We start from the raw sequence: 22,779 nt of genomic DNA on the forward strand, positions 1-22,779 counted from the left end.
AGAATTTGCGCCAGATTTTTCCGTGATATCTAATTCTTTATGTACCAACAACTGTTAGCGCCCGTGCGCGCATTTCTTGGCTGCGAAACGCCAGATAGCTGGATTGCCGAAGCCATCAAGCCTGAGCGTTTATCCTTGCTACTGATTGATCACTGCAATTGCGAGCTCAAGGCCGCACAAACGGCGATGTTTCTGATCCGTAAATATGCTGTTGATGCCGATAGTGGCCAGTTACTGCTCGAGTGGGCCAAACCTTATGAGGAATTCGTTTATCATCGCGACCGCGATGTTACAGCCTTTATGGCACGCGATAGTCGTAAGAACGAATTAGCCGCGCAGCTTGTTGCAAAGAAAGAGTTTGCTCATGGCGACGATCTCATTGCCAAAATGGTCCGCCTTATCAAAGAGGAGTTTCACCATTTTGAGCAGGTACTGGAGTTGATGCTGGCGCGGCAGATCCCTTATTCAAATCTGCATGCAGGGCGTTATGCCAAAGGTTTGATGCGTCACGTTACCACGCACGAACCTGACACCTTGATTGATAAGTTGATTATTGGCGCCTTAATTGAAGCCCGTTCCTGCGAGCGCTTTGCTAAGTTAGCGCCACATTTAGATGATGAACTGGGGCGGTTTTATGTGTCGTTGCTGCGCTCAGAAGCGCGCCATTATCAAGATTACTTGGTGCTTGCCGAAGCGATAGCTGGGAATGATATTAGCGAGCGAGTGGCGTTTTTAGTGGATCGAGAAGCGGCTTTGATTCAAGCGCCAGATAGTGAATTCCGCTTTCACAGTGGTGTGCCGTTATCGGCGTAAGTGCTTGCTTACTGCGAGCAGCCCGAACCATGCTTGTTAGTTAGAAAAAGGTAGCGTTTGTAATTCGAGACCAGCGGGCGTGAGTTTTAATACGCTGCCTTGTTCATACCAATCACCGACCACTGCGCGAGTTTGCTTCTCGGCTAAATGATGAATCGCAGGGCGATGTGTGTGGCCGTGGATCATCAAATCGGCCCGCTGTTGCAGCATTAATTCCAGCACTGCGGCAGGGGCAACATCCATAATCTCATAGCTTTTAATCTGGTTTTGTTGCTTGCTATCTGCGCGCAGTTTGGCCGCTATCTTTAATCGTTTAGTTTTCGTGAGGCATTTAAAGCCCAAGCGGACGAGCGGGTTGTTACGAAAACGGCGGAATTTCTGATAGTCATGGTCGAGGGTACACAGGCTGTCGCCATGCAGAATCACGCAGCGCTGCTGATAAATTTCGGTGGTAAACACTTCAGGAAGAAGCGTCATGCCAGCCTGTTTGGCATAGCGTTTACCAAGCAGAAAGTCGCGATTGCCGTGGGTGAAGTAGATGGGAATTTGTTGGCTGATTCGCCGTAACTTCTCTGCGATAGCCAGTGCAAACGGCTCGGCAAGATCATCGCCAACCCACACTTCAAATAGATCGCCCAAAATATAGAGTGCGTCTACCTGTGCAAGATTATCGAGAAACTGGCTGAAGGCGAGGGTAATATCGGGACGATCTGCACTTAAATGCAGATCGCCGATGAACAAAGTTTGCATGCAGACTTATTCGCTGATGCTCACTTTCTCAATCACTACTGCTTCCAATGGTACATCTTGATGCATACCACGGTTGCCAGTCGCAACGTCTTTGATCTTGTTGACTACGTCCATGCCTTCAACCACTTCACCGAACACGCAGTAACCCCAACCTTGAATTGACTCGCTTTTGAAGTCCAAGAAGGTGTTGTTGTTCACGTTGATGAAGAATTGCGCAGTTGCTGAATGCGGGTCTTGAGTACGTGCCATCGCAATCGCACCCACTTTGTTGCTCAGACCGTTGTTTGCTTCGTTCTTAACCGGTGTGTTGGTTGGCTTTTGTTGCATATCTTTAGTAAAGCCGCCACCTTGGATCATGAAACCATCAATCACACGGTGGAAAATAGTACCGTTGTAGAAGCCCTCTTCGGCGTATTGCAAAAAGTTTGCTGCAGTTTCTGGTGCTTTTTCAGTGTCTAACGCCAGCTTGATGTCGCCGTGGTTGGTGTGCAAAGTGATCATAAGTAGTACCTTTGAGCTAAATTCGTGGGCGGATTCTAACTTATCCGTTAATGGGGCGAAAGGGCAGTATTCAAGAGCTAGGTGCGATGCTAAACTCTTCAGCCAGTTTCAAGCCATGTTTATAAGAGTACAAGAGAAAATTCGATGTTGAAGATCTACAACAGTCTGAGCCGCCAAAAAGAGGAATTTACACCGATAGTACCGGGAAAAGTGGGGATGTACGTCTGTGGCGTCACCATATATGACTTGTGTCATATCGGGCATGGCAGGACCTTTGTGTCGTTCGACATGATTGTACGCTATCTGCGTTACGCAGGTTACGACGTTAACTTTTTGCGTAATATCACCGACGTTGATGACAAAATCATCAAGCGTGCCAATGAAAATGGCGAAAGCTGTGAAGCATTAACGGAACGCCTAATCGGCGAAATGCATGCCGACTTTGACGCATTAAATATGCAGCGTCCGGATTTTGAACCTCGTGCGACTCTGCACATTGGTGAAATCATCGAGATGGTTGAGCAACTGATTGAACGTGGTCACGCCTATGTTGCCGATGATGGCGATGTGCTGTTCAGTGTTGAGTCGTTCAAAGAGTATGGCCGTCTGTCAGGGCAAGACTTAGAGCAGTTGCAAGCCGGTGCTCGTGTCGAAGTTGACCAAGCTAAACGTAATCCGATGGATTTTGTGCTGTGGAAAATGTCCAAACCGGGTGAGCCTACATGGGATTCACCTTGGGGCGCAGGTCGTCCTGGCTGGCACATCGAATGTTCTGCGATGAACAGCAAACACTTAGGTGCCCATTTTGATATTCATGGCGGCGGTTCTGATCTGATGTTCCCACACCATGAAAACGAAATCGCTCAATCCTGTTGTGCCCATGACACCAAGTATGTGAACTACTGGATGCACACCGGTATGGTGATGGTCGACAAGGAGAAGATGTCTAAGTCGCTGGGTAACTTCTTCACGATTCGTGACGTGTTGGCGCATTATGATGCCGAAACGGTGCGTTACTTCTTACTGTCGGGGCACTATCGTAGCCAACTGAACTACTCAGAAGACAACCTCAAACAAGCGCGCGCGTCTTTAGAGCGGATGTACACAGCGCTGAAAGATCTCGATTTGAGCGTTGCTCCGGCAGAAGCTAGTGAATACATTGAGCGCTTTAAGACCGCGATGGACGATGATTTCAACACGCCTGAAGCCTTTTCGGTACTGTTTGATATGGTGCGTGAAATCAACCGCTTGAAAGGTTCTGATATTGCAGCGGCATCTGCATTAGCGGTCTCCATGAAACAACTGGCTGATGTACTCGGCATTTTATCTTCAACGCCAGAAGCCTTCTTTCAAGGTGAAAGTAATGACGATGAAGTGGCAGAAATCGAAGCCTTGATTGTTGAGCGTAACCGCGCTCGCGCCGAAAAAGATTGGCCTGCCGCGGATAAAGCCCGAGATCGTTTGAACGAACTCGGCATTGTGCTGGAAGATGGTGCCAACGGTACCACGTGGCGTAAGAAGTAAGCTTTCTAGCGAGTCAAGCCTATTGTGCACATGAAAAAGCCGACGTTAAGTCGGCTTTTTGCTATGTCGTGCGAGTCGCAACTAATCGTGATATTGCTCAGCAGCAAACAGGGTGTTTTCTAATAGGCTGGCAATGGTCATCGGTCCCACACCACCCGGAACTGGCGTAATAAAGCTGGCGCGTTCGGCAGCCGCGGCAAACTCAACGTCACCCACCAGACGGCCATCGGCCAAACGGTTGATGCCTACGTCAATCACTACTGCACCCGGTTTAATCCACTCACCAGGAATGAAGCCCGGTTTACCTACTGCAACCACAACAAGATCTGCTTGTGAGACTTTTTGCTGCAAACCTTGAGTAAATCGGTGGCACGTGGTGGTGGTGCAACCTGCCAATAACAACTCCAACGTCATTGGGCGGCCGACGATATTGGAAGCGCCCACAACCACAGCATCTAGACCGTGTGTTTTAACACCCGTCGACTTGATCAGGGTCATAATGCCCATCGGCGTGCATGAGCGTAGTACCGGAATACGTTGTGCTAAACGGCCAACGTTATATGGATGAAAACCATCGACGTCTTTATCAGGTTGTATACGCTCAATCACTTTGGCGTCGTCGATATGTTCAGGCAGTGGCAGCTGCACCAAAATGCCATCAATACTGCCATCTTGGTTAAGTGAGTCTATAAGATTAAGTAGTTCTTCTTCGCTGGTTTCACTCGGTAAATCGTAAGAACGCGACAAAAAGCCCACTTCTTCACAGGCTTTACGTTTGCTTCCAACATACACTTGAGAAGCTGGGTCACTTCCTACCAGAATGACGGCAAGACCTGGAATGCGTTGGCCCGCCGCTTGGCGTTGTGCCACTTTTTGTTTTAATTCTTGCCGAATGGATTGCGCTATCGCTTTGCCATCAATTAGTTGGGCAGTCATGGGTGTAGGGTTTCCTTTGTTATGGCGCGATGTTCTATAAAGCGGCGATATTTTAGCAGCCGAGGGGCACAGTGTCATGATGAAAGGTGCGCCAGAACACAGAATTTCCCGTTTGCCGCGCTAAATTTCGGCAGCTAATTAGCTTGCTCAAAAAAATCGTTGACGCAGTGAAACTGAATCGCTAACATGCGCTCCGTTCTTGAGCAGTAGACGGTTTTGACCACCAAATCAAATACCAAACTGATAGTTAGCATAGACAAGTTGTTGAGTGTTAACCCCATCCTCAAGCACATATTCGGTGATTAGCGCAGCCCGGTAGCGCATCTGGTTTGGGACCAGAGGGTCAAAGGTTCGAATCCTTTATCACCGACCAAATTCAAGGGCAGTGTGCTATAACATTGTCAGTACCGATCAGGATGCAACATGATGTTGCCGCCCATGCGCCCGTAGCTCAGTTGGATAGAGCATCCGCCTTCTAAGCGGATGGTCGCAGGTTCGAATCCTGCCGGGCGTACCAAATTATGGTGATTGTAGCTCAGTTGGTAGAGCCCTGGATTGTGATTCCAGTTGTCGTGGGTTCGAGCCCCATCAGTCACCCCATTATTCAAAATCAAAAAAAGCGACCTAGAGTCGCTTTTTTTGTCTCTTTAATCGGCCATTGTGGCTCGACTCATCGAAAGTGCATGGCTATAATGCTGCGTCTTGATAAACATCAACATTTGTAAGACGAATGCCCAAAGCAACTCTTAGAGGCGTTATCGTTAACATTATCGTCAAGAAACGAATACCTGAATAGTTGATTCAATGTCGACTATAAAAAGGAAGTTAGACACATTTCGAGGTAAAAGAATGCAAGTTTCTGTTGAAACAACACAAGGCCTGGAGCGTCGCCTGACCATCTCCGTACCTGCTGAACAGATTGAAAAACTGGTAAAAGAAAATCTGCAACGCGAAGCTAAGCGCGCTCGTATCCCTGGATTCCGTCCAGGTAAAGTGCCAGCAAGCGTTATCGAGAAGCGTTATGGCAAGGCCATTCGTCAAGACATTACCGGTGAAGTGATGCAGCGTAGTTTCATTGACGCTATCATCGCCGAAAAACTTAATCCAGCGGGTGCTCCAACACTGACGCCAGGTGCGACCGAAGGTGAACAGTTCGAATTCACTGCAACTTTCGAAGTGTATCCAGAAGTTGCCGTAACTGGCATCGACGCCATCGAAATCGAAAAGCCAGTTGCTGAAGTTAAAGATGCTGACGTAGACAACATGATCGAAACTTTGCGTAAGCAACATGCAACATTTGCTGCTGTTGAGCGTGAAGCTGCTGAAGGCGACAAAGCGATCATCAACTTTGTTGGTAGCATCGACGGTGAAGAGTTCGAAGGCGGTAAAGCTGAAGATTTCGAACTGCAACTCGGTAGCGGCCGCATGATCCCTGGCTTTGAAGAAGGCGTTATCGGCCACAAAGCAGGCGAAGAATTCGATATCGATGTAACTTTCCCAGAAGAATACCACGCTGAAAACCTGAAAGGTAAAGCGGCTAAATTTGCGATCACTCTGAAAGAAGTGAAAGGTGCAGAGCTACCAGAAGTGAATGATGAATTCGCAACTCGTTTCGGTGTTCTGGAAGGTGGTGTTGATGCGCTGAAAGCTGAAATCCGTAAGAATATGGAACGCGAACTTGAGCAAGCGCTGAAAGCAAACGTTAAAGAACAAGTACTGAACGGTTTGTTGGCTGCAAATGAAGTTGAATTGCCAAAAGCACTGATCGCTGGTGAAGTAGACGTTCTGCGTCGTCAAGCACTGCAACGTTTCGGTGGTCAATTCAATCCTCAGCAAATGCCTGAACTGCCAGCTGAGCTGTTCACTGAACAAGCTGAGCGCCGCGTTAAAATCGGTCTGCTGTTGGGCGAAGTTATCAAAGGTAGCGAGCTGAAAGCTGACGAAGAACGCGTACAAGCGTTGATCGCATCTATGGCTTCTGCTTATGAAGATCCAAAAGAAGTGGTTGAATACTACAACAGCAACAACGAGCTGATGCAAAACATGCGCAACTTAGCGCTGGAAGAGCAAGCCGTTGAAGAAGTTCTGAAAGCTGCAAAAGTGACTGACAAAGAAGTTGCATTTGAAGATTTTATGAACAAGGCTGCAGGTCGCGCATAAGCCAGACTTGACTTGATTGGTCAATCGCCATTTATAATGGCTCGTATGAGGTCCCTCATGCGGGCCATTTTTATTTAGGGAAACATAAGAATGCATACACCTCAGTCAGTTATGAATGCTCTGGTGCCAATGGTGGTTGAACAAACTTCTAAAGGCGAACGCTCCTACGACATTTACTCTCGTCTGTTAAAAGAGCGCGTGATTTTCATGGTAGGTCAAGTCGAAGAGCACATGGCAAACCTGATTGTGGCGCAGCTGCTTTTCTTAGAATCGGAAAGCCCAGACAAAGATATTTCTCTGTATATCAACTCTCCAGGTGGCTCGGTCACAGCGGGCATGGCGATCTACGACACCATGCAGTTTATCAAGCCAGACGTGAGCACCGTATGTATTGGTCAAGCGGCCAGTATGGGCGCATTCCTGTTGGCGGGTGGCGCTAAAGGTAAACGTCATTGCTTGCCTAACGCGCGCGTAATGATTCATCAACCGTTGGGCGGTTTCCAAGGTCAAGCCTCTGATATCGCTATCCATGCACAAGAGATTTTGGGCATTAAAAATAAACTGAACGGTTTATTGGCTGAACATACCGGTCAACCTATTGAAGTGGTTGAGCGCGATACCGACCGTGATAACTTCATGAGTGCGACCCAAGCACTTGAATACGGTTTAGTTGATTCCGTTATTTCGAAACGGGATTAACCAGATTTTCTGGCTGAAATATGCCACTATCTGAGCTAAGCTCAGTAGGATGTGTTAAGCAGCGCTTAGAGCGTGCTGCAAATGAGGAACAGTAATGGCTGACAACAAACACGGTGATAACGGTAAACTGCTGTACTGCTCTTTCTGCGGAAAGAGCCAGCATGAAGTTCGTAAGTTGATTGCCGGTCCGTCCGTTTATGTTTGTGACGAATGTGTAGAGTTATGCAACGACATCATTCGTGAAGAGATTAAAGACATCTCGCCAAAACGCGATCAAGAAAAATTGCCTACGCCGCATGAATTGCGTGCGCATCTTGATGACTATGTTATCGGTCAAGAGCAGGCGAAAAAGGTGTTATCGGTTGCTGTCTACAACCATTACAAACGTTTGAAATATCCTGCGCCAAAAGATGGTGTGGAACTCGGCAAAAGTAACATTTTGCTGATCGGTCCAACCGGTAGCGGCAAAACGCTGCTGGCAGAAACCTTAGCGCGTTTTCTTGATGTGCCGTTTACCATGGCTGACGCAACCACGCTGACCGAAGCTGGCTATGTGGGCGAGGATGTTGAAAACATCATTCAGAAATTGCTGCAGAAATGCGATTACGACGTAGAAAAAGCGCAGCGCGGTATTGTTTACATCGATGAAATTGACAAAATCAGTCGCAAATCTGATAACCCATCGATCACTCGTGACGTGTCGGGTGAAGGGGTACAGCAAGCGCTGCTGAAATTGATCGAAGGCACGGTAGCAGCTGTGCCGCCTCAAGGTGGCCGTAAGCATCCACAACAAGAGTTTTTGCAGGTTGATACCTCCAAGATTCTGTTTATCTGTGGCGGTGCTTTCGCCGGGCTTGAGAAAGTTATTGAGCAGCGAGCCCATGTAGGTAGTGGTATTGGCTTCGGCGCGACCGTAAAAGGCGATGCAGATAAGAAAAGTATCTCTGATACCTTGCTGCAAGTAGAACCGGAAGATTTGGTCAAATTTGGTTTGATCCCTGAATTCATCGGTCGTTTGCCGGTAGTGGCTACCTTAGGCGAATTGGACGAAGAAGCATTGGTGCAAATTTTATCTCAACCTAAGAACGCGATTACCAAGCAATATGGTGCCTTGTTCGAAATGGAAAAGGTTGAGTTAGAGTTCCGCGAAGATGCTTTGACAGCGATTGCCAAAAAGGCGATGGTACGTAAAACCGGTGCACGTGGATTGCGTTCCATTGTTGAAGCGATTTTGCTTAACACCATGTACGACCTACCGTCATATGAGAACGTCAGTAAAGTCGTTGTTGACGAATCTGTGGTGAAGGGTGAATCAGATCCAATCCTGATTTATGCCCGTGGTGATTCACAGGCCGCATCGGGTGAACATTAATTGTTCAGTTAGGTAGTGGATTGAAAAATAAGGAGCCTCAATCGGCTCCTTTTTTTATTTATGGCATTGAAAGCATGGATCACGCCCCAATATACTCAAGGTAATACTATTAACTGGAACGGAATCAAGCTATGACCATAGAATCAGAAGCGCGTATCGAATTGCCCGTGCTGCCATTACGAGATGTGGTGGTTTACCCCCATATGGTAATTCCGTTATTCGTCGGTAGAGAAAAGTCCATTCGCTGTTTAGAAACGGCTATGGAGCAGGATAAACAGATTATTCTGGTGGCTCAGCGTGATGCTGACTTAGACGATCCTACTGCTGACGATATCTTCGATGTCGGTACTGTTGCCTCCATTTTGCAACTGCTGAAGTTGCCAGATGGTACGGTAAAAGTCTTAGTTGAAGGCGGTAAGCGCGCTAAGATCGATAAATACACCAAAGAAGATGAATACTTTGTTGCTACTGCGCAATATCTCGAATCGCAACCAATGGACGATCGAGAAGAAGAAGTGTTGGTGCGCAGTGCCATTGGCCAGTTTGAAGGCTATATCAAACTTAACAAGAAAATTCCGCCCGAAGTACTGACCTCGTTAAGCGGCATCGAAGAAGCGGATCGTTTGGCAGATACCATGGCGGCGCACATGCCGCTCAAACTGCAAGATAAGCAATCTGTGCTTGAAATGGTCAATGTGGCCGAACGCTTAGAATACCTGATGGCAATGATGGAAGCGGAAATCGACTTGCTGCAAGTTGAAAAGCGCATCCGTTCTCGTGTCAAAAAGCAGATGGAAAAAAGCCAGCGTGAGTACTATTTGAATGAGCAAATGAAAGCCATTCAAAAAGAACTCGGCGACTTGGATGAAGGCCATGACGAATTCGAAGTCATGAGCCGTAAGATTGAAGAAGCAGGTATGCCTGCTGATGCTAAAGATAAAGCCTCTGCCGAACTTAACAAACTGCGTATGATGTCGCCTATGTCTGCGGAAGCTACCGTAGTGCGCAGTTATGTAGATTGGATGACCTCGGTACCGTGGAAACAACGTTCTAAAATCAAACGTGATTTGTCAAAAGCTGAAGCGGTGCTAGATACCGACCACTATGGTCTGGAAAAGGTAAAAGAACGTATTCTGGAATACTTGGCTGTGCAAAGCCGAGTTAAACAGCTTAAAGGCCCAATTTTGTGTCTGGTAGGTCCACCGGGGGTTGGTAAAACTTCGTTAGGGCAATCTATTGCCAAAGCGACAGGGCGTAAATATGTGCGTGTTGCGTTAGGTGGCGTACGTGATGAAGCGGAAATTCGTGGTCACCGCCGTACCTATATTGGCTCTATGCCGGGCAAAATCATTCAAAAAATGGCCAAGATCGGGGTTAAAAACCCACTGTTCCTGCTGGATGAAATTGACAAAATGAGTTCGGATATGCGTGGTGACCCAGCATCAGCGCTGCTTGAGGTGCTAGATCCGGAGCAAAACGCAACCTTTAACGACCATTACCTCGAAGTGGATTATGACTTGTCTGATGTAATGTTCGTGGCAACGTCGAATTCAATGAACATCCCAGGGCCATTGCTTGACCGTATGGAAGTGATTCGTCTGTCGGGTTATACCGAAGATGAAAAGCTGAATATTGCTAAAGCGCATCTATTGCCGAAGCAGATTGAACGTAATGGTCTGAAAGCCAGCGAAATTACCGTTGATGACAGTGCCATTATCGGGGTGATTCGTTATTACACCCGTGAAGCGGGTGTGCGTTCACTTGAGCGCGAATTGTCGAAAATCTGCCGTAAAGTGGTGAAACAAATCCTTCTGGATAAAGACTGCAAGCATGTGGTGGTCAACCAAGAAAACTTGAAGTCATTCCTTGGGGTGCAGCGTTTTGACTACGGTAAAGCCGAATCACATAACCAAATTGGTCAAGTCACAGGGTTAGCATGGACGGAAGTCGGCGGTGACCTGCTGACCATTGAAGCCACCTCGGTGCCCGGTAAAGGTAAGTTGACTTACACAGGCTCATTGGGCGACGTCATGCAGGAATCGATTCAAGCAGCGTTGACCGTGGTACGCGCGCGCTCTGAGCAGCTTGGTATCAATGGTGACTTCTACGAGAAACGTGACATCCACGTGCACGTACCTGAAGGCGCAACGCCAAAAGATGGTCCATCAGCTGGTGCTGCCATGTGTACTGCGTTGGTGTCTAGCCTTACAGGTAACCCAGTACGCGCCGATGTGGCCATGACCGGTGAAATTACCCTACGTGGTGAAGTATTGCCGATCGGTGGTTTGAAAGAAAAACTGCTGGCAGCCCATCGCGGTGGCATTAAATTGGTGCTCATTCCAAAAGAAAACGAACGTGACTTGGAGGAAATTCCAGCAAACGTTGTGGCAGATTTGGAAATTAAACCAGTACGTTGGATCGATGAAGTGTTGAAATTGGCGTTAGAAAAGCCAGTTGAAGGCTTCGAAGTTGTTAAAAATTTGGGCTAACGCAAGAAATTGCAGCAATCACAGCAAAAAACTGCAAAAAAGGGCTTAACAAAGGCTGGAGCTGTGATAGCCTAAGTTCCGTGGAGAGCCAGTTGCCTCAATCCCTTGAGCTGACTGGCTTTGAGCTGTATCCAATTACATAATCCTAGTTTCCAACTGGGCTTGAACTTTAAAATCAAGCTTGTTATAAAAAGCCTCCGCAGACCGCTCGAGAGAAGGACTTGGTTGCGGCGCATAAAATTACATTCAAGGGGATGACATGAATAAATCTGAACTAATCGAGAAAATCGCATCTGGTGCTGACATTTCTAAAGCCGCTGCAGGCCGCGCACTGGATTCTTTCATCGCTGCTGTGACTGAAGGTTTGAAGGACGGCGATAAGATTTCTCTTGTTGGTTTTGGTACTTTTGAAGTTCGTGAACGTGCAGAGCGCACTGGTCGCAACCCACAAACTGGTGACGAAATCAAAATTGCAGCAGCTAAAATCCCTGCGTTTAAAGCAGGTAAAGCGCTGAAGGATGCTGTTAACTAATTGACCGCTTGAACCGTAAAGCAACCTGCTTTACCGGGTGAACAGCCCATCAAGTGAACAATTCAGCAGTGTTTTAAAACTGCAGTAAATCAAGCAATAGGCGCATCCTTTAAGCGATGCGTCTTTTTTTTAATTAACATCGCATAGCGAGACCTCTGATGTTAGATAAGATGCGTGACGGAGCGCAGAGTGCAGTCGCCAAAGTGATTTTGGTACTGGTCATTCTGTCTTTTGCATTTGCTGGGGTGAGCAGCTATTTGGGCCGTTCGACTCAGGTGCCAGCAGCTACCGTCAATGGTGAAGAGATTTCTAAAGCTGAATTAGAACAAGCATATCAAAGCGAGAAGAACCGCTTACAACAGCAGTTGGGTGATATGTTTGACACCTTGTCAGCAAATGACGCCTATTTAAACAATGTGAAGCAAGGTGTACTGCAACGTTTAGTCGCACAACGCCTCGTAGACCAAGCCGCAAAAGAGCTTGGTTTGCGCGTTTCTGACGAACAAATCAAAGACGCGATTCGTAATGAAGCGGCTTTCCAAACTGCGGGCAGCTTCGATAACGATCGTTACCTCGCAATTTTGCGTCAGATGGGCTACACCACCAGCAGCTTCCGTGAAGTGATGCGTGCTGACATGACACGTAATCAATTGATTACAGCACTGGTGTCTACCGATTTTGCCTTGAAGGGTGAAAGTGATGCACTGGCCAAGCTGCAAGCACAAACCCGTGATATTCGGTACACCACTGTTGCATCTGCGCCGTTCCTCGCTGATGTAAGTGTTACTGATGACGAAGTCACCAAATACTACGAAGACAACAAGCTGCAATTCCAACATCCAGAAATGGTGAGTTTGGATTATGTAGAGTTAAGTGCAGCAACTTTGGCGCAGTCTTTTGATGTCAGCGATGCTGATGCAAAAGCTTACTATGACGAGCATCTGGCCGACTATCAAACCAATGAAAAGCGCGAAGTTGCGCATATCTTGTTTGATGCGTCAGCGGGTGATGACGCCGCTAAAGCGAAAGCTGAAGCTGTGTTGCAACAGCTGAAAGGCGGTGCTGACTTTGCAGCGTTAGCGAAGACTGAATCACAAGATACCTTGAGTGGCCAAAAGGGCGGTGAATTGGGCTGGTACGAAGCCGGTGTGATGGATCCTGCCTTTGACACTGCTATGTTCGCGTTGAACAAAGGCGAAATCTCCGATGTGGTGAAAACGCCATATGGTTATCACATCATTAAATTGCTGGATGTTCAACCGAGTGCCGCAGCACCGTTTGACACTGTAAAAGCCCAGATTTTGCAAAAGCTGAAGATGGACCAAGCGGTCAACGAGTTTTACAGCTTACAGCAAAAGTTGGCCGATACCAGTTATGAAGTGCCAGACACGTTAGACGAAGCGGCCAAAGCTGTTGGCGCAACGGTGAAGTCTACTGAGCTGTTTAGCCAAGTAAATGCGCCAGCGCCATTTAACGCGCCAGAGGTGTTAAAAGCGGCATTTTCTACAGACGTATTGTCAGGCATGAACAGTAACGTACTGGAAATTGCTGACAACGATGTTATGGTCATTCGTGTTAAACAACATCAAGATGCGGGTCTGAAAGCGTTTGATGAAGTGAAACAAGATATCGTGACATTATTGAAGCAACAGAAAGCCAAAGCGCTTGCTCAAGCGAAAGCCGACGAGACGCTTGAGGCCGTTAAAGCAGCAAACTCTAGCGTTGAGTTGCAAAGCCAGACTAACCTCGCTCGCAATGCTGCAAATGTTGATGCTGCCGTTGTAGCGCAAGCGTTTAAGATGGCGCCAGTGGCGGAAGGTGTGAGCGCACAAGTTGTAGAGACTTCTACTGGCTATGCAGTGGTTGTGCTTGATAAAGTCAGCACACCAGCGGTTGCACCAACTGAATTGAGTACGGCTATTCAGCAAAACTTAATTAGTCAAAATAGCGAATTAGCTTATCGCGCCTTGATTGAATTGCTGAAGTCTAAAGCTGAAGTGACTTATCCAGTTGAAGGCTAATAAGATCTTCTAAAGTAAAAGCCGGCGAACTCGCCGGTTTTTTTATGCGCGTAAGTTATCTAGGTAACTGCCAATCGATCATCGCTTTGCCATGATGCTGTAGGTACTGATTGGCGAGGTTGAAATGGTTACACCCAAAGAAGCCTTTATTGGCGGAAAACGGTGACGGATGGGCGGCACGCAGCACTAAGTGCTTGTGACGATTAACCTTGGCGCCTTTCTCGGCGGCATGGCGCCCCCACAGCATGAATACTATGCCTTGATGATGCAGATTAATCACTTCAATTACTTTATCGGTAAAACGTTGCCAACCTAGCTCCGTGTGTGATTGCGCTTTGCCCGCTTCAACGGTCAACACAGTGTTAAGTAACAGCACACCTTGTTTCGCCCAGTCACTTAAATCGCCATGGTTTGGCAGTTGAAAGTCAGGAATCGTGTGCTGGAGCTCCAAAAAGATATTTTGCAGCGAAGGTGGCGGTGAAACACCCGCAGGGACTGAGAAGCTGAGTCCGTGCGCCTGATTTGCCCCGTGATAGGGATCTTGGCCAATAATCACTACTTTTAACTGGGCAAACGGTGTGAGTTTAAAGGCGTTAAAGGTATCGGCTTGCGCTGGGTAGATGCGCTTACCTTCTAATCTTAGCTGGTTAATCGTATGAAGAATTTGCAGGAAGTAGGGCTGATTACGCTCATCATGGAGCAAACTGTGCCAAGTGAGTTCTGTAGACATGAAAAAGTAGTGCACTATTAACCTAGAACACTACTTTAATGCTGATTAGTCGTCGATGCCAATCATTACGTTACTTGCTTTGATCAAAGCGTATGCATCTGCACCCACTTTCAGACCAAGCTTTTCAGTAGATCCTTTGGTTACGACAGCAGTAAGCTCAACACCTGGTGCGAGTTCAATCACTACTTCGTTGTTCACAGCACCAACTTCGATAGACTTGATAGTACCGCTTAAACAATTTCTTGCGCTGACTCTCATTTGAACTCCTCTTAGGATGATTAGAACATCAACATTGAATATAGATGCTGATGTCAAATGGTTTAAAAAAACGCCGCTTAAAAACGGCGTTTTTTACTAGGAGATGGATTACAACTCGATAACGTCAAATTCGACCACAGGATTTACATCTTGCTCATAGTCGATACCCTCAATACCAAAGCCAAATAGCTTAATAAACTCAGCTTTGTATTCACGATAATCGGTCAATTCGCTCAGGTTTTCGGTCGTGATTTGTGGCCACAACTGCTGGCAATGTTGCTGAATGTCTTCACGCAGCTCCCAATCATCCAAACGCAGACGGTTGTCAGCGTCAGTTTCTGCTGCGCTACCATCGGCTTTATACAAGCGTTGGCTAAACATGCGGTAGATTTGCTCCATACAACCTTCGTGCAGGCCTTCTTCGCGCATTTTCTTGAATACCATCGCAATGTACAGCGGCATCACAGGAATTGCTGAACTCGCTTGGGTTACCACGCTTTTCAGCACTGCAACATTGGCGCTACCACCGGTTGCTGCAAGCTGGTTGTTGAGGGCATGTGCTGCGCGGTCTAGGTCCATTTTGGCTTTACCCAAGGCACCATGCCAGTAGATTGGCCAGGTCAATTCAGTCCCTATGTAACTGTAGGCAACAGTTTTGCAGCCTTTAGCCAATACGCCAGCATCAGCCAATGCGTTGATCCACAGTTCCCAATCTTGACCACCCATAACGGTGACTGTATCGGCAATTTCTTGCTCGGTAGCCGGTTCAACAGAGGCTTCAATAATGGTGTCTTTATTGGTATCAACCGCAGTTGAAGTATAGGTTTCACCAATTGGCTTAAGTGATGAGCGAATTACTTCGCCAGTGTCTGGCAGTTTGCGTACAGGTGATGCTAATGAGTAAACCACCATGTCGATTTCGCCAAGGTCTTGCTTGATCAGCTCGATCACTTTGGCTTTGGCTTCGTGGCTAAAGGCATCGCAGTTAATGCTTTTTGAATACAGGCTTGCTTGTTTGGCAAATTTGTCGAACGCAGCAGAGTTGTACCAACCGGCAGTACCTGGCTTGGCTTCGGTGCCTGGCTTCTCAAAAAACACACCAATCGTGGCGGCATCTGAACCAAAGGCGGCGGCAATTCTTGAGGACAACCCATAACCACTTGAAGCACCTACAACTAATACTTTTTTAGGGCCGTTAGCGATTTTCCCTTGAGATTTAGTGTAATTAATCTGCTCTAACACGTTAGCTTCGCAGCCAACAGGATGTGTGGTTGTACAGATAAAACCACGAATTTTGGGTTTAATAATCATCGTCTACTTTATGTTCCAGAAAAATTGTCACTAGGATAAGTAATTCCGTTGTAATTGGTACTACTATCCAAGTGGTTGGAGCAGTTTACTTACGCCTTTTGGCGGGTTAACTGCAGTTGTTCTTGCAGTAAGCGTTGTGTGTATTCGTGTTGTGGATTGAGAAAAAGTTCCTCGGTTGGCGCAAACTCCACCATCTCACCTTTATTCAATACCATCACTTTGTCACTGATATAACGTACTACGTTGAGGTTATGGCTGACGAAAATATAGGACAAGCCCAACTCTTTCTGCAAACTTAATAACAGATTGAGGATCTGCGCTCTAACCGAGAGGTCAAGTGCCGATAACGCTTCGTCAGCAATAATAATCTTTGGGTTAAGCATCAGTGCGCGTGCGACTGCGACCCGTTGTTTTTGTCCCTCAGAAATCATGTGCGGATAAAATTCGCCATGTTCTGCTAACAAGCCCACTTTACGCAGGGTCTCAACGACTTGCTCTTCGCGCTCCTTGGCGCTTAAGTCCGTGTTGAAGCGTAAGGGCTCTTGCAATAAATCACCGATGGTCAATCTAGGATTCAGCGAGGTAGTTGGATCTTGGAAAATCATGCGGATTAAGCGACAGCGTTGCTTAAGGTTCTTGCTGTCCCATGATTGTCCTTGGTAATAGATCTCGCCGCCTGAGCGCATTTCTGCACCTACTAAAATGCGGGCGAGGGTACTTTTACCTGAACCTGCTTCACCGACCACGGCCAAGGTTTCCCCTGGCATCAGATCGAATGACACCGGGTGTAATGCTTCATTGTATTGCGCTTTAAACCCTTTATATCCGGCAAAATAGCGCTTTTTCAGGTCGATAACTCTAAGTAAGGGGATCGTCATCATCAACCTCGTCTTGATAAGGAAAGTGGCAGGCGTAATAACGGTCTTTGTAATGCGTTAACGTTGGTTGTTTAACGCACTGCCTTCTTGCTTCAGGGCAACGTGGTCCTAGCCGACAACCGATGGGCAGGTGTCGCAACGCGGGAACTGAGCCTGGCAAGGTAGGCATCAACTGTTTGTGTAACACGTCGGTGCTGTAATCCGGCATGTTGTCCAGCAAGGCTTTGGTGTACGGGTGATTTGGCTGACTCATCAACTCGGCGGTTGGGCCTGATTCCATCACTTGACCACAATAGAGCACTGTCATGCGATTACACCAGTTGGATAAGGTGTCCAATTCATGACTGATCAGCAATACCGTGACGTTTTGCAACTGGTTCAATTGGGTCAGCAAACGATAGATTTGCGCTTGGGTACTCGGCTCCATTGAGGCGGTCGGTTCGTCCGCAATCAATAGCCTAGGTTGGCGGGCCAATGCCATGGCAATCATCACCTTTTGGCATTCGCCTTCTGACAACTCCCACGAGTAGCTATAGAACACTTTGCGTGGGTTTTTGATGCCCACTTTATGGAGCCATTTTTGTGCCAGTAATTTCTTTTCGCGGCTGTGTTTCCAGAATGACCATTTGCTAGTGCGGGGAACCGCTTCCAACAGTTGATGGCCTACGGTGTAGGAAGGATTGAAGCTGCCGGATGGGTCTTGGAAAATCATTGAAATTTCAGTGCCCATGAGACTGCGCCGCTCTTCCCGCGACATATCCATCAGGTTTTTACCGTCCCACATCAGTCGGTCAGCGGTAATTTTCCAACTGGGATCGTGAATGCCGAGGATGGCGCGCGCCATCAAACTGCGGCCAGAGCCGGATTCGCCAATAAGCCCATGCATTTCACCAGCGTTAATGGTCAAGCTCACGCGTTCAAGCGCTTTTGCAGGCCCCTGCGGCGTGTCTAATTCGATCGTGAGATTACGAACATCGAGTAATGGCATAGTTAGTTTCTCGTCGGTGCTAACGCTGCGCGCAGTCCATCACCCACTAGGTTGACAGCTAACACACTGAGCAGGATTGTCACACCGGGAATTGTCACCGTCCAAGGCGATGTTAAAAAGTTATCCAAACCTTGCATGACCATTGCTCCCCATTCTGGCATCGGCGCTTGCGCACCTAAATTGAGGAAGCCGAGGGCTGCGATATCAAGGATTGCCGCCGACATGGCCAGCGTGGTTTGAATAATCACCGTTTCCCACACGTTTGGCATGATGACATACCAGAAAATCTGTAATGGATTGGCACCGTCTAAACTGGCTGCTTTTACGTACTCTTTTTGTAATTCATCATGCACGGTTTGGTGGATTGAACGGACAAATTGCGGCGTGAGCGAGATACCGACCGCCCAAAACACGTTTTCCAGCCCCGGGCCAGTCACTGCAACCACTAATATAGCCATTAACAGCGACGGGATAGATAACAAAGCATCCAATAAATGCCCTAAAATGCTTGATTTGAGGCCGCGCATCATCCCGGAAATCGAGCCGATAATGACTCCGACCGTTAGCGCCGTGATGACCACAAAAAAAGCCACACCGAAAGTGTATTGTGTTCCATGCAGTAAGCGACTAAAGATATCTCGGCCTAAGTCATCCGTTCCTAAAAAGTGGCTTACATCGCCTTGATTACTCCAAGATGGCGGCATCAACAGTGCCGATTGGTCTTGATATTCAGCCGTGTACGGCGCAATAACATCACCAAAAATGGCCAATACAATCAATAATGCCACGGCCCAAAGCCCAGCCAATGCTTGTGGCCTCGCGGCAAACAAGCGCCAAACCCGTTTGCTATGAGATGGGATCTCATCATCAAGGTAGAGTTTAGTTCGTCCCATACATATCCTTTCTACTCAATGGATTAGCGGCGGTATGGAGCACTTCAATAAAAATGCTAAAGAAGATGATGACTAAGGCTACAGCGAAGATTCCCGCTTGAATGACGGTGTAATCGCGTTGGTAGATCCCTGATACTAACCACGCGCCTACCCCTGGCCACGAAAAAATTACTTCAACCACAATGGCGTAACTGGCAAAGGGGCCGAGCATTAAGCCTAAGTGTTTCAGTAGCGGCACTAAGGCATTGGGTAGCGCATGTTTGATAACGATGCTGGCATTGGATAAACCACGTGCTTCTGCGGCGCGAATATAGGTCTGGCTCATTACGCTGATCATTGCAGAACGGGTAATTCGTACGACCACGGTAAAGGGAAGAACAGCAAGTGTGCAGGCAGGTAACACAATATGCATCAGGGTATCGACAAACGCTGACCAGCGATAAGGGCCATCATAAAGTAGTGTGTCGAACAGCATAAAACCGGTCACTTTAGGAATTTGGTACAGCAGATTGATTTGCCCAGAAATCGGCAGCCAGCCTAATTCAACCCCAAACCACAGCGACAGTAACAAACCTAACCAAAATACCGGAATGGAATAGCCGGTAAGTGTGGCGCCCATGATCATTTTTTGCAGAAATTTCTTACGGCTAAGCGCTGAAATTACCCCTAATGGCACGCCCGCCACCAATGCCAGCAGTCCTGACACAAAGGCTAATTCAAATGAGGCGGGCAGTACGCCAAGTAATTCACCGCTCACTGCGCGTTGAGAGGTCGTTGAAATACCAAAATTGCCACTAAGTCGCTCACCGGTATAGGCCAAAAATTGCTGCACAATATTGTGGCGCAGGGCAAAGTCACGCTCTACTTGCTGCAGTTGTGCATTGGATGGCTGCGCAATACCACTCAGGGTGTAGTGCAAATCTGCAGGAAACAGGTGGGTGGCGGCAAAGAGAATGGCAATCAGCACCAATGAGGTCGCCACGAATAGATTTAAGCGCCTGAGTAGGTAACGGCCCATTAGTGCTGGCCTCCGGTGCTGTTGATTTGTTGAGCGTCTCCGAATGAGATACCGCCAAACGGCATCAAGGTCACCACAGGTGCGTCTTTTCGTTTCAACACCATACGTTGTGCGTATGCCAGCGGAATCAAAGGGACCTGCTGGCTAATCATCTTTTCAGCTTCAACATAGAGTGCCTTGCGCGCTGTGGTATCTGTCAGCTGTTTAGCATGTGTAATCAAATCATCAAAACTGCGATCACACCATTGCGCCCAATTATTATGAGAAGCAATCGAACCGCAGCTTAGCAGAGGGGTAAAGAAGTTATCTGGGTCGCTGTTATCGGCGCTCCAACCGATAATCACTGAATCATAGTCGCTACTGCCTAAGCGTTGGGTAAAGACACTCCAGTCGTAGCTGATAATATTCACCTTTACCCCAATGGCGCTTAGATCTGCTTGCAGCAGTTCGGCGGTTTTTTGCGGATTAGGGTTATAGCTCCGCGCGACAGGCATCGCCCAAATATCAAGCTTTAGCTGCTTAACACCAGCACTGGCAAGAAGTTGTTTCGCTTTTTCAGGATCGTAACTGATTTCATCAATATCGTTAGGGTATGCCCAAGAAGCCGGAGGCAAAATACCTGAGGCCATGACGGCCGTGTCGTGATAAACAGCGTTAAGCAGACTGCGTTTGTCGATGGCGTGTGCTAGAGCTTGACGGACGCGAATATCATCAAAAGGTGGTTTTTTAGTATTTAATGCCCAATAAGCGACGTTCATTCCAGGACGACTATCTACTTCAAGCGCGTCATGGGTGCGCGCCACTGGCAACTCACCGGCCTTGGGCAGCGCCGAAATACTGCAATCTCCTACGATCAACTTGGATAAACGCACGGTACTACGCGGGGTTATATCAAACACAAGCTGCTCGATCTTTGGTTTTTGCCCCCAGTAGTGAGGATTACGCAGATAGCGGATATATTCATTTTTGACGTATTCCACAAGGCGATAAGGTCCAGTGCCAACAGCCTGAATATCAAGTAGTTTAGGCTTACCTTGCTGCTGCAACTGTTCCGCATATTGCTGCGACAGAATCACCGCAAAATCGGTAGCAAGATTGGAAAGAAACGAGGCATCAGGGTAATTCAATTCAAACCTGACGCTGTAGTCATCTACTTTGGTAATCGCTTTGATCAGCTTAGAAAAGCCAATACTTTCAAAGTAAGGAAAACCGCGTAACGCGGTCTTGTGAAATGGATTTTCATTATTCACAATGCGGTCAAAAGAAAACACCACATCATCGGCATTCATGTTTCGAGTTGGCTTAAAAAACGGTGTGGTATGAAACGCCACATCCTGTCTAAGTGAAAACTCATAACGCAAACCATCTTCGCTGACCTGCCAGTTAGTTGCTAATGCTGGCAAAAACGTATTGCTAATCGGGTCATCGTCAACAAGGCGGTTATAAATCTGATGTGAGGTAGCATCGATTGTGGTCCCGGACGTCACCACTTGCGGATTAAAGCTCTCAGGATTGCCTTCTGAACAATAGACAAGCCCATCTGGTACTTGTTTTTGGTCGCAACCGCTTAGACAGAGCAAAATAAAAACCAAGGCAAAAGCGCGGCGAACAGCGATCGTCGTGTGAGAGGTTATGTTATTTTGCAGCTCAAACACGCCTGCGTCGGACAATATTCCGAAAGGTGAGTGCAACTTGGACAATCCCATGTAACTTGTTAAAAGTGCAAAAGCGTATCGGCCATTCTAACAGTCTAGATAAGGCCTCGGCAATTCCCTCAATTTTTGTCCAGCAAATTGTATTTCTTTAAGATTCCGCGCAATTGGTGATAACTCAACCCAAGCAGCTCAGCAGTTTTCTTCTGATTAAACTGACTTTCCGCCAACGCGGTTTGAATTAGATGCACTTCATATGATTCAGTTTCCTGTTTGAAGTCCAACGGAAACTGCGGTACTTGCTGATGCGCACCCGATGAAACGCTGCCGAGTTCCACACTGTTTTCAACGGTTGCGGGGACGCCAGCATGGGGTTCGGTGGCCACTTGCCGTTCTTTTGTTTTCACTCGTGAACGCGGCCGAAATGGCGAATCGAAGGGATCAAGAATGATATTTTCGATTTGTTCGGGTTCGTCGCCATGGCGATAGACACTGCGTTCTACCGCATTTTTAAGTTCGCGAATGTTGCCGGGCCAACGGTGTTCTAGCAGAATTTCTTGCGCGGTACGGCTAAAGCCAGTAAATAGCTCCATCTTCAGTTGGCGCGCCATACTCACGGCAAAATACTCTGCGAGCGGTAAAATATCTTCACGACGGTATCTTAAGGGGGGCAGGGTAATCACATCAAACGCGAGACGGTCGAGCAAATCTGCCCGAAACTCACCCGCATCAGCCAGTGACGGTAGATCTTCGTTGGCCGCACAAATCAAGCGCACGTCTGCATGCAAGGTTTTACTGCCACCAACCCGTTCATATTCACCATACTCGATGACCCGCAGTAATTTTTCTTGAATCAGTCCTGAGGTGTTGGCTAATTCATCAAGAAATAACGTGCCACCATCGGCGCGCTCAAATCGGCCTTCGTGACGATTGCGTGCGCCGGTAAACGCACCTGACTCATGGCCAAACAGCTCGCTTTCTAACAAGCTTTCGCTCAGTGAGGCACAGTTCAGTTTGATAAAACTTTGATCCCAACGCTGGGATAGAAAATGCAAACGTTCAGCGATAAGCTCTTTACCTGTGCCACGTTCACCAATAATCAGTACCGGTTTAGACAGCGGTGCGACTTGAGAAACGTGCTCGAGCACCTCTAAAAACGCGTTAGATTGCCCAATGAGGTTTTCCTGTTGGTTAGTCTTAGTCACGATTTCTGTTGGTCTTTATCGCTAATAAGTGGTGAAATCCATAATATGT

Annotated in this window: 20 protein-coding genes and 3 tRNA genes; 11 read left to right on the forward strand and 12 right to left on the reverse strand. The window is 47.5% G+C overall.

The features are described from left to right. Positions 1–39 precede the first annotated feature (39 nt). Positions 40–813, forward strand: coding sequence for a tRNA isopentenyl-2-thiomethyl-A-37 hydroxylase MiaE (gene miaE, locus JYB87_RS06610; protein WP_207356088.1), 774 nt, complete (start codon positions 40–42; stop codon positions 811–813). 36 nt (positions 814–849) lie between these two features. Here the strand turns inward: miaE and JYB87_RS06615 are convergent, their stop codons facing one another. Then, complete coding sequence (locus JYB87_RS06615) at positions 850–1,563, reverse strand: UDP-2,3-diacylglucosamine diphosphatase (protein ID WP_207356089.1); 714 nt, start codon at positions 1,561–1,563, stop codon at positions 850–852. 6 nt (positions 1,564–1,569) lie between these two features. Next, positions 1,570–2,064: a peptidylprolyl isomerase gene (locus JYB87_RS06620; RefSeq protein WP_207356090.1), complete on the reverse strand. Its 495-nt coding sequence runs from the start codon at positions 2,062–2,064 to the stop codon at positions 1,570–1,572. 144 nt (positions 2,065–2,208) lie between these two features. Here JYB87_RS06620 and cysS point away from each other — a divergent pair, with 144 nt between their 5' ends. Next, entirely contained in the window at positions 2,209–3,588 is a 1,380-nt protein-coding gene (gene cysS / locus JYB87_RS06625; protein WP_207356091.1) for a cysteine--tRNA ligase, read from the forward strand. Positions 3,589–3,669: 81 nt separating this feature from the next. Here cysS and folD read toward each other — a convergent pair whose 3' ends face one another. Then, on the reverse strand, positions 3,670–4,524 hold the full coding sequence (gene folD, locus JYB87_RS06630; protein ID WP_207356092.1) for a bifunctional methylenetetrahydrofolate dehydrogenase/methenyltetrahydrofolate cyclohydrolase FolD: 855 nt from the start codon (positions 4,522–4,524) through the stop codon (positions 3,670–3,672). Positions 4,525–4,820: 296 nt separating this feature from the next. Here folD and JYB87_RS06635 point away from each other — a divergent pair. The 9 genes from JYB87_RS06635 (at position 4,821) to JYB87_RS06675 (ending at position 13,797) form a co-directional block, all read left to right on the forward strand. Further along, positions 4,821–4,897 (forward strand) — tRNA-Pro (locus JYB87_RS06635). Between the two features lie 67 nt (positions 4,898–4,964). Further along, a tRNA-Arg gene (locus JYB87_RS06640) sits at positions 4,965–5,041 on the forward strand. 7 nt (positions 5,042–5,048) lie between these two features. Then, positions 5,049–5,124: transfer RNA gene (locus tag JYB87_RS06645), tRNA-His, on the forward strand. 249 nt (positions 5,125–5,373) lie between these two features. Further along, positions 5,374–6,684, forward strand: a complete 1,311-nt coding sequence (gene tig / locus JYB87_RS06650) for a trigger factor (RefSeq protein WP_207356093.1) — start codon at positions 5,374–5,376, stop codon at positions 6,682–6,684. Positions 6,685–6,774: 90 nt separating this feature from the next. Next, positions 6,775–7,383 carry an ATP-dependent Clp endopeptidase proteolytic subunit ClpP gene (gene clpP / locus JYB87_RS06655; protein ID WP_207356094.1) on the forward strand — a complete coding sequence of 203 codons (609 nt, stop codon included), beginning with the start codon at positions 6,775–6,777 and terminating at the stop codon, positions 7,381–7,383. Positions 7,384–7,477: 94 nt separating this feature from the next. Then, positions 7,478–8,755 carry an ATP-dependent protease ATP-binding subunit ClpX gene (gene clpX, locus JYB87_RS06660; RefSeq protein ID WP_207356095.1) on the forward strand — a complete coding sequence of 426 codons (1,278 nt, stop codon included), beginning with the start codon at positions 7,478–7,480 and terminating at the stop codon, positions 8,753–8,755. Positions 8,756–8,886: 131 nt separating this feature from the next. Then, positions 8,887–11,244, forward strand: coding sequence for an endopeptidase La (gene lon / locus JYB87_RS06665; RefSeq protein ID WP_207356096.1), 2,358 nt, complete (start codon positions 8,887–8,889; stop codon positions 11,242–11,244). A 259-nt stretch (positions 11,245–11,503) separates the two neighbouring features. Further along, positions 11,504–11,776, forward strand: a complete 273-nt coding sequence (gene hupB / locus JYB87_RS06670) for a nucleoid-associated protein HU-beta (RefSeq protein WP_207356097.1) — start codon at positions 11,504–11,506, stop codon at positions 11,774–11,776. Positions 11,777–11,934: 158 nt separating this feature from the next. Beyond that, positions 11,935–13,797 carry a SurA N-terminal domain-containing protein gene (locus tag JYB87_RS06675; protein ID WP_207356098.1) on the forward strand — a complete coding sequence of 621 codons (1,863 nt, stop codon included), beginning with the start codon at positions 11,935–11,937 and terminating at the stop codon, positions 13,795–13,797. A 55-nt stretch (positions 13,798–13,852) separates the two neighbouring features. On the opposite strand, the gene ung is transcribed toward JYB87_RS06675, so the two are convergent. From ung to pspF, 9 genes are all read right to left on the reverse strand, one after another. Beyond that, positions 13,853–14,527, reverse strand: a complete 675-nt coding sequence (ung, locus tag JYB87_RS06680) for a uracil-DNA glycosylase (RefSeq protein ID WP_207356099.1) — start codon at positions 14,525–14,527, stop codon at positions 13,853–13,855. A 45-nt stretch (positions 14,528–14,572) separates the two neighbouring features. Further along, on the reverse strand, positions 14,573–14,785 hold the full coding sequence (locus tag JYB87_RS06685; protein ID WP_207356100.1) for a TOBE domain-containing protein: 213 nt from the start codon (positions 14,783–14,785) through the stop codon (positions 14,573–14,575). A gap of 108 nt (positions 14,786–14,893) precedes the next feature. Beyond that, entirely contained in the window at positions 14,894–16,096 is a 1,203-nt protein-coding gene (gene fabV, locus JYB87_RS06690) for an enoyl-ACP reductase FabV (RefSeq protein ID WP_207356101.1), read from the reverse strand. A gap of 89 nt (positions 16,097–16,185) precedes the next feature. Beyond that, complete coding sequence (locus JYB87_RS06695) at positions 16,186–16,974, reverse strand: ATP-binding cassette domain-containing protein (RefSeq protein ID WP_207356621.1); 789 nt, start codon at positions 16,972–16,974, stop codon at positions 16,186–16,188. Then, a complete protein-coding gene (locus tag JYB87_RS06700; protein WP_207356102.1) occupies positions 16,955–17,962 on the reverse strand; it encodes an oligopeptide/dipeptide ABC transporter ATP-binding protein in 1,008 nt (335 codons plus the stop codon). The genes JYB87_RS06695 and JYB87_RS06700 overlap by 20 nt, the downstream gene beginning before the upstream one ends. A 2-nt stretch (positions 17,963–17,964) precedes the next feature. Next, a complete protein-coding gene (locus JYB87_RS06705) occupies positions 17,965–18,855 on the reverse strand; it encodes an ABC transporter permease subunit (RefSeq protein WP_207356103.1) in 891 nt (296 codons plus the stop codon). Further along, positions 18,842–19,873, reverse strand: coding sequence for an ABC transporter permease (locus JYB87_RS06710; RefSeq protein ID WP_207356104.1), 1,032 nt, complete (start codon positions 19,871–19,873; stop codon positions 18,842–18,844). The genes JYB87_RS06705 and JYB87_RS06710 overlap by 14 nt, the downstream gene beginning before the upstream one ends. After that, entirely contained in the window at positions 19,873–21,453 is a 1,581-nt protein-coding gene (gene sapA, locus JYB87_RS06715; protein ID WP_228729961.1) for an ABC transporter substrate-binding protein SapA, read from the reverse strand. Before sapA ends, JYB87_RS06710 begins: the two co-directional genes overlap by 1 nt. 194 nt (positions 21,454–21,647) lie before the next feature. After that, positions 21,648–22,730 (reverse strand): phage shock protein operon transcriptional activator, encoded by a 1,083-nt coding sequence (gene pspF / locus JYB87_RS06720; RefSeq protein WP_207356106.1) that lies wholly within the window; start codon positions 22,728–22,730, stop codon positions 21,648–21,650. Between the last annotated feature and the right edge of the window lie 49 nt (positions 22,731–22,779).

The sequence above is a fragment of the Shewanella avicenniae genome, from assembly GCF_017354945.1.
Classification (GTDB): Bacteria; Pseudomonadota; Gammaproteobacteria; order Enterobacterales; family Shewanellaceae; genus Shewanella; species Shewanella avicenniae.

Bases quoted from the DNA above. Each gene is read 5' to 3' on its own strand.
- miaE (WP_207356088.1), top strand. From the start codon at position 40: ATGTACCAACAACTGTTAGCGCCCGTGCGCGCATTTCTTGGCTGCGAA.
- JYB87_RS06615 (WP_207356089.1), bottom strand. From the start codon at position 1,563: ATGCAAACTTTGTTCATCGGCGATCTGCATTTAAGTGCAGATCGTCCC.
- JYB87_RS06620 (WP_207356090.1), bottom strand. From the start codon at position 2,064: ATGATCACTTTGCACACCAACCACGGCGACATCAAGCTGGCGTTAGAC.
- cysS (WP_207356091.1), top strand. From the start codon at position 2,209: ATGTTGAAGATCTACAACAGTCTGAGCCGCCAAAAAGAGGAATTTACA.
- folD (WP_207356092.1), bottom strand. From the start codon at position 4,524: ATGACTGCCCAACTAATTGATGGCAAAGCGATAGCGCAATCCATTCGG.
- tig (WP_207356093.1), top strand. From the start codon at position 5,374: ATGCAAGTTTCTGTTGAAACAACACAAGGCCTGGAGCGTCGCCTGACC.
- clpP (WP_207356094.1), top strand. From the start codon at position 6,775: ATGCATACACCTCAGTCAGTTATGAATGCTCTGGTGCCAATGGTGGTT.
- clpX (WP_207356095.1), top strand. From the start codon at position 7,478: ATGGCTGACAACAAACACGGTGATAACGGTAAACTGCTGTACTGCTCT.
- lon (WP_207356096.1), top strand. From the start codon at position 8,887: ATGACCATAGAATCAGAAGCGCGTATCGAATTGCCCGTGCTGCCATTA.
- hupB (WP_207356097.1), top strand. From the start codon at position 11,504: ATGAATAAATCTGAACTAATCGAGAAAATCGCATCTGGTGCTGACATT.
- JYB87_RS06675 (WP_207356098.1), top strand. From the start codon at position 11,935: ATGTTAGATAAGATGCGTGACGGAGCGCAGAGTGCAGTCGCCAAAGTG.
- ung (WP_207356099.1), bottom strand. From the start codon at position 14,527: ATGTCTACAGAACTCACTTGGCACAGTTTGCTCCATGATGAGCGTAAT.
- JYB87_RS06685 (WP_207356100.1), bottom strand. From the start codon at position 14,785: ATGAGAGTCAGCGCAAGAAATTGTTTAAGCGGTACTATCAAGTCTATC.
- fabV (WP_207356101.1), bottom strand. From the start codon at position 16,096: ATGATTATTAAACCCAAAATTCGTGGTTTTATCTGTACAACCACACAT.
- JYB87_RS06695 (WP_207356621.1), bottom strand. From the start codon at position 16,974: ATGACGATCCCCTTACTTAGAGTTATCGACCTGAAAAAGCGCTATTTT.
- JYB87_RS06700 (WP_207356102.1), bottom strand. From the start codon at position 17,962: ATGCCATTACTCGATGTTCGTAATCTCACGATCGAATTAGACACGCCG.
- JYB87_RS06705 (WP_207356103.1), bottom strand. From the start codon at position 18,855: ATGGGACGAACTAAACTCTACCTTGATGATGAGATCCCATCTCATAGC.
- JYB87_RS06710 (WP_207356104.1), bottom strand. From the start codon at position 19,873: ATGGGCCGTTACCTACTCAGGCGCTTAAATCTATTCGTGGCGACCTCA.